The organism is Microcystis sp. LSC13-02 (genome assembly GCA_002282935.1).
In the GTDB taxonomy this organism is placed as follows: domain Bacteria; phylum Cyanobacteriota; class Cyanobacteriia; order Cyanobacteriales; family Microcystaceae; genus Microcystis.
This window is the reverse complement of the sequence record MTBT01000118.1, coordinates 1-5729: the sequence shown is the minus strand read 5'-3', so window position 1 is coordinate 5729 and position 5729 is coordinate 1. Positions and strand designations below refer to the sequence as shown.

Here is a 5729-nt window from a genome sequence, read left to right as displayed (position 1 = left end):
TCCCAATCCTATTTTCGCAGCACTAACATCGGACTTTAACAGGTCAAAAGCTTTATTTTAAAAGGGTTTTACCATTATTCAGCAAGCCCTATTTATCCCGAATGGGAACGCTTGGTCTTCACCTATTCAGTCAAGGGTGTGCAGGTACATGATGCGAAGCTAGTAGCAGCCATGTGCGTTCATGACCTTACACATATTCTGACCTTTAATGTTGACGATTTTAGCCGTTACCCGGAAATAATCGCTGTTCATCCTGCGACCGTCAGGTGCTAACAATAAGGGTGACTTTTAAGCAAAAACGCGAGCATCCCGAGGACGAACATAAACTTGCTCCCCGACTTGGAGGTGCAGTTGAGCCAGTTGTTCTCGATTCAGATGGGCAATCAGGAGAGAGCGATCCGGTAGAATTAATTCCACATCGATGGCCCAACCCAGATGGATAATGCGCTCGACTTTTGCCTCAATGCTAGACCCATTGGGAAAAGAGAGAATTTCTAGGTCGTGGGGACGAATGAAAATCTTGACTCCGTTAGTACCCCCTCCGAGCTGCTCGAACAGTGCAGCCGAGGTCGGTGGCAAAACATTCACCCGGCCAATAAAACTCATCACAAAAGCAGAGGCAGGATGATCGTACACCTGATCGGGAGTCCCCACCTGTTCGATTTTACCCGCATTGAAAATTACGATCTCGTCGGCCACTTCCATGGCTTCCTCCTGGTCGTGGGTGACAAAAACACTGGTGACATGAACCTCCTCGTGTAACTGCCGCAACCAAACCCTTAGCTCTTTTCTAACTTTGGCATCCAAGGCCCCAAAAGGCTCATCTAATAATAATACTTCCGGTTCCACCGCTAAAGCCCGGGCCAGGGCAACCCGTTGACGTTGACCCCCGGATAGTTGGGACGGATAGCGATCGCCTAATCCCTGCAATTGAATTAAACTCAAGAGATTGTCCACTCGTTTTTGAATGTAGTTCGGGGCAGCTTTGCGAATATTTAAACCGAAAGCGATATTCTGACGCACCGTCAGGTGTTTAAAAAGCGCATAATGCTGAAAAACAAAGCCAATATTCCTTTTTCTGACATTTAAATTGGTTGTGTCTTTGCCGTTGATGATAATTTTGCCTGTGTCGGGGGGTTCTAATCCTGCGATCGCTCTCAGGAGAGTGGTTTTTCCTGAACCGGACGGCCCCAGCAGTGCCACCAGACGATTCGATTTAATCTCTAGGTTGATGTGGTCTAAAGCGGTAAAGGTGCCGAATTTTTTCGATACTTGCTCGATGATGATGCTCACGGTGGGTAATCCTCTGGCAAAAAAATGTATAGGGTTTGACAGTATTTTAACTATGATTCAATCGCAATCGTATTAAAATACACTCATATTTTACAAGATAGCAAGAAAATTAAGTTTCGATTCGGAGATTACTGGTTGTAAACAGAGACTAAAAAGATTAAACAGCGATAAAAGCTTACTATTACTGTTTTTTGCTCTTTTAAAGGCTTAATTAACTAATTTTGTCCCTTAACGACCAGAAATGCACCGGAGAAAAGAGACAACTGAGGCAAAAATGGACTATTCTTTATTGACAATATTTAGCTTTTTTATCGGAATTGTCGTGGGATTAACGGGAATTGGCGGTTCATCCTTGATTACACCCCTATTGATCTTTGTATTTCAGGTTCCCGCTACCACCGCAGTGGGTTCCGATGTGGTAGCGGCCGGGTTGATGAAAGTGGTCGGCACTGTTCGTCACTGGCAACAGCAAACGATCGAGTTAGAAGTGGTAAAATGGCTAGTAATTGGCAGTGTACCCGGTTCTCTGTTAGGATTAGTCGGTTTTCGCTATTTTCAGCAGAATAGCTCCCTCAATCTCGATCAATGGTTGCCTCATATCATCGGTCTTGTCTTGATGATCGTGACTGTCCTAGCGGCCCTAGAACTACTAATCTCCTTATTTTTTCCCGATTTGTCCCCTTGGTCCTGGCCAAAATTAGATTTAACCACTCGATCGGGTCAGATAAAAACAACGGTATTAGGGGCAATTTTAGGCTATTTGGTCGGTTTAACCAGTATTTCCAGTGGTTCCTTATTTGCATTGGTCTTGATGACCTTTTTTCAGCTTGATTCTCGCAAATTAGTCGGTACAGATCTATCGCAAGCTTCCATCCTCTTAACTTGTACTTCCATCGGTCATCTGGGATTAGGAACGGTAGATTGGAATCTGGTACTTCCCATCTGGTTGGGTGGGATACCGGGGGTGGTAGTGGGAGCAAGATTATCGGAATATTTGCCCAAAAATGCCCTAAAAATACTGCTTTATACTGTTCTAGTCACGGTCAGTTGGCGCTTACTTCAACCCACCTAATCCCCAGAGTTCACTCGAAAGTCATCATACTACCCATCAACAGATCGGGACTGGTGGCGACAAAATAGATAATTCCCGCACCGAGAATAACGATCGCTAAACTAAATAGTAGCACCCATCGATCGGCTGGTTCGTAGGTATCTTCATCTATATCTCGTCTGACTGTAAAATAATGGGCTGTGGTCAAAAATACGGTCAATAAACCCACTAAAGCAAACATTAAGCCTAATTTCCAGCCATAACCTGGCCGGGGAACCAGAGGAGGATGAAAGGCCCGTAAGCGCAGAATAACCATACCAAAACCCATTAATGCGATCGCTGTTCGCATCCAAGACAGATAGGTGCGTTCATTGGCCAGATGATCGCGGACTCGATTGGGATTGACTTTTTTCGGTTTAATGCTGGTCTTGCTTTCCGTCACTGGTGATTTGAGAAAAAATAACATGATCGAGATGGCTACGGTCAAGAAGATGATGTTATTGTATGGCACTTGAGTTATAGATGGTATTGAAAAAATCTAAAATCTCTTTTTAGATGTATTTGTATTGAATCAAAAATTAAATAGGGTTTGCTGAATAAATCTAAAAACATTGTTCGATAAGACTTTTAGACCTTTTTGAAATCCAAAAGTACTGGCCATTGGAGTGATCGAGGGGGAAATTCCGGGACTTTTTCCCTGAAAATGGGTAAAACCCTACAGCCTACAGCCTACAGCCTACAGCCTACAGCCTACACCCACCAACAAACTTTTTGCCGCAAACCCTAAATAGATTTGGGTTGCTGCTGGAGAAGCGCCCATCCATAGCTTAAGGACAAGGCCAAGAAAGCGAGGGGAAGACTTTCCTTGATCATAAACACACCCAAACCGATCAGCACACAGGGGACAAAGTGGCTACCGTGACTGCTAATTAAATTAGCGATCGCCGGTAATTTAGTCAACTGATGAGCAGTAAAACACCAAACACCCACCAAGATCAGAAAAACGCTGACGATAGTGACTAAATTTGGCCAGGCATTACTAGCGAACAGAGGCAGATAAATGCCGATATTATCACTGCCATTGGCGATGGTAATTGCCGCCACAGCGCAGGTTTGAGGGGAAAACCAGGCCGCCAAAGGAGAAGACGGTGCTGATTCTACAGCCACCTCCAGATGATTATCCGTCTCGGTTTCTTCTCGCTGCCAGAGACTCCGAATTCCGAAAACCACCGGCAACAGGCCGAGAAAACGAATCCACTGAGCCGGAATCAAGAAACTCCCGAAAAAGCCGCTTAAACTAGCCAAAATCAGCAGTATAAAGCCTAAATACTGACCGATAACGATATGACGACGGCGAAAAAGTTTGTTGACTTGGGTAAAAAGAATCGTCAAAATCAGGATGTCATCGAGATTAGTGGCAATAAACGCCGCTATTGCTGTGGATATGGCAGTAATCATGGTAGTCATAGCATTTTTTTCTTAATCGGCTCTTCTGGTCTCGATCGCCCTACTTCTACTCTAGAAAGAGCCATTAATAAAATCAAATATTCTTTCTTGTTGATTTAATAAATTAAAATGATGGAAAGACCAATAGAGACAAAAAACCCCTTGCCATGGCCAGAATGACCCTAGATCAACTAGAAATCTTTCTAGCGACTGCTGAACATCTCCACTTCACCAAAGCAGCAGAAGCTTTATATATCACCCAACCGGCCGTCAGTGCCGCCATTGCCTCCCTAGAAAGTGAATACGGGGTGAAATTATTCCATCGCGTCGGTCGTCACATCGAGATCACGGAAACAGGACGTTTATTGCAATTAGAAGCGCAACGCATTCTCACCCAGGTGACTTTGACAGAAAGGGGATTGGCGGAATTCAACGACTTGCAACGGGGAGAACTGCAATTAGGATCGAGTTTGACTATTGGTAACTATTGGCTCCCGGCAAAAATTAGCGATTTTCAGGAGCGCTATCCGGCAATTAAGATCAACTGCACCCTAGCTAATACGGAAGAAATCTGTCTGGGTACGGCTAACGGACGTTTTGACTTAGCATTAATCGAGGGAGAAGTCAAGAGTGATTTAACACATTGTTTAGAACAGGAGATCGTCGGCAGCGATCGCCTATTAATTATTGTCGGACGTTCTCATCCTTGGTATAAAAGAGAAGCGATCGAATTACCAGAATTAGTGGAAACCCCTTGGGTAATGCGAGAATCGGGTTCGGGAACTCAACAAAGATTCGAGGAAGCGTTACAGAATTGGGGCATCGATTTACGGACATTAAAGGTGACTTTGCTGTTAAATACGGGAGAAATGGTCAAGGCAATCATCGAGAATAGTTTGGCAGCTGCCGGCATTTCCGAATTGATGGTTCAAAAAGAATTAGAATTAGGCACATTGCGATCGATTCGAGTCATCGATACTTCTGGTTTATACCCCCGCTATCTCGAATTTATGCGCCCTTTTTTAAAAATAAAACACCGTCAGCGCTTTCAACCCCGCGTCTGTCAAGTTTTCGAGCAGATGTTGTAATCTGATAGCAATCACCGAAAATTAACCCCTTTCCTTCTAGTCCTTATTACAGATTTTTGGAGATTTCTATTCTTTTTTTACTCTCTCCCTTCAATAATTTTAATTTCTTCCTCGCTTAATCCATAGAGTTTATAAACAATTAGATCAATCAATCAGTAAGGTGCGTTCCCCCTCGTCGATTAGTTGCATAGTCGGAGTTGCAGTGGGGAACGCACCCTACGAAATCTCTTGGTTCGTTTAGTCTAATTTAAACTCTGTAACATTGCCTTTCCCGTCAGTATTACAGTAACCAGAGACTTTTTTCTTCGGCACAGACCAATTGTAGCTTAATCCACCTCGGTTGATATCTTGGAGTGTTGTTTCTCCCGCATCAATAGAAGACTGAAGTGTTGCGCCGAGAGTCACATTAATATCGGACATCGAAACGTCGCTTCCCATATGGGAAACAACGGAATTTTTGCAATTGCGACCCCAAGCAGCAATACGAGCCTCAATTTTGGCATCGTCGTTGGCGCTTCCCGGCTTCATCCAGGTTAACCCAAAAGAAACAGAAAAGAGCACAGTTAGGGTGGCGAGAGAAAGAAGTTTTTTCATGGCTAAAGTATTCGAGCAATCAATCTAATTTTGAAGGACACCGATTAGAATACCTCATAGAGCGTAAAATAGACCAGATTTTTTCCCGTCGCTTATTAATTATAGTTGGCTGATTGACATCCTCACCGCCGTAAACGGACGGTGATTCCCAAACCTCACGATTTGAGTTTCTGCTTCTTTCCCTTGCGGGGTTCCGCACCGGCCTTAACAGTTTTACTCTGTTCTGGTCTTATGGTCGCTCTACAGACTGACACCGC

At 44.1% G+C, this 5729-nt stretch carries 7 protein-coding genes; 3 read left to right on the top strand and 4 right to left on the bottom strand.

Annotation, left to right across the window (positions count from 1 at the left end; translation table 11 throughout):
* Positions 1-288: 288 nt before the first annotated feature.
* Complete coding sequence (locus tag BGL89_RS07235; RefSeq protein WP_286825117.1) at positions 289-1293, bottom strand: sulfate/molybdate ABC transporter ATP-binding protein; 1005 nt, start codon at positions 1291-1293, stop codon at positions 289-291.
* Between the two features lie 274 nt (positions 1294-1567).
* Between BGL89_RS07235 and BGL89_RS07230 the strand changes: the two genes are divergently transcribed.
* On the top strand, positions 1568-2365 hold the full coding sequence (locus BGL89_RS07230; RefSeq protein WP_286825116.1) for a sulfite exporter TauE/SafE family protein: 798 nt from the start codon (positions 1568-1570) through the stop codon (positions 2363-2365).
* Between the two features lie 10 nt (positions 2366-2375).
* Here BGL89_RS07230 and BGL89_RS07225 read toward each other — a convergent pair whose 3' ends face one another.
* Entirely contained in the window at positions 2376-2810 is a 435-nt protein-coding gene (locus BGL89_RS07225; protein WP_002762666.1) for a YidH family protein, read from the bottom strand.
* Between the two features lie 171 nt (positions 2811-2981).
* Here BGL89_RS07225 and BGL89_RS07220 point away from each other — a divergent pair, with 171 nt between their 5' ends.
* The gene (locus BGL89_RS07220; RefSeq protein WP_286825115.1) at positions 2982-3131 is read left to right on the top strand and encodes a hypothetical protein; all 150 of its coding nucleotides are present in this window, start codon (positions 2982-2984) and stop codon (positions 3129-3131) included.
* Here the strand turns inward: BGL89_RS07220 and BGL89_RS07215 are convergent.
* Entirely contained in the window at positions 3128-3811 is a 684-nt protein-coding gene (locus BGL89_RS07215; RefSeq protein WP_286825114.1) for a cadmium resistance transporter, read from the bottom strand. The two genes, BGL89_RS07220 and BGL89_RS07215, sit on opposite strands and share 4 nt — an antisense overlap.
* Before the next feature lie 146 nt (positions 3812-3957).
* On the opposite strand from BGL89_RS07215, the gene BGL89_RS07210 reads away from it, so the two are divergent.
* The gene (locus tag BGL89_RS07210) at positions 3958-4878 is read left to right on the top strand and encodes a LysR substrate-binding domain-containing protein (protein ID WP_286825113.1); all 921 of its coding nucleotides are present in this window, start codon (positions 3958-3960) and stop codon (positions 4876-4878) included.
* Positions 4879-5115: 237 nt separating this feature from the next.
* On the opposite strand, the gene BGL89_RS07205 is transcribed toward BGL89_RS07210, so the two are convergent.
* A complete protein-coding gene (locus BGL89_RS07205; RefSeq protein ID WP_286825112.1) occupies positions 5116-5472 on the bottom strand; it encodes a hypothetical protein in 357 nt (118 codons plus the stop codon).
* Positions 5473-5729 lie beyond the last annotated feature (257 nt).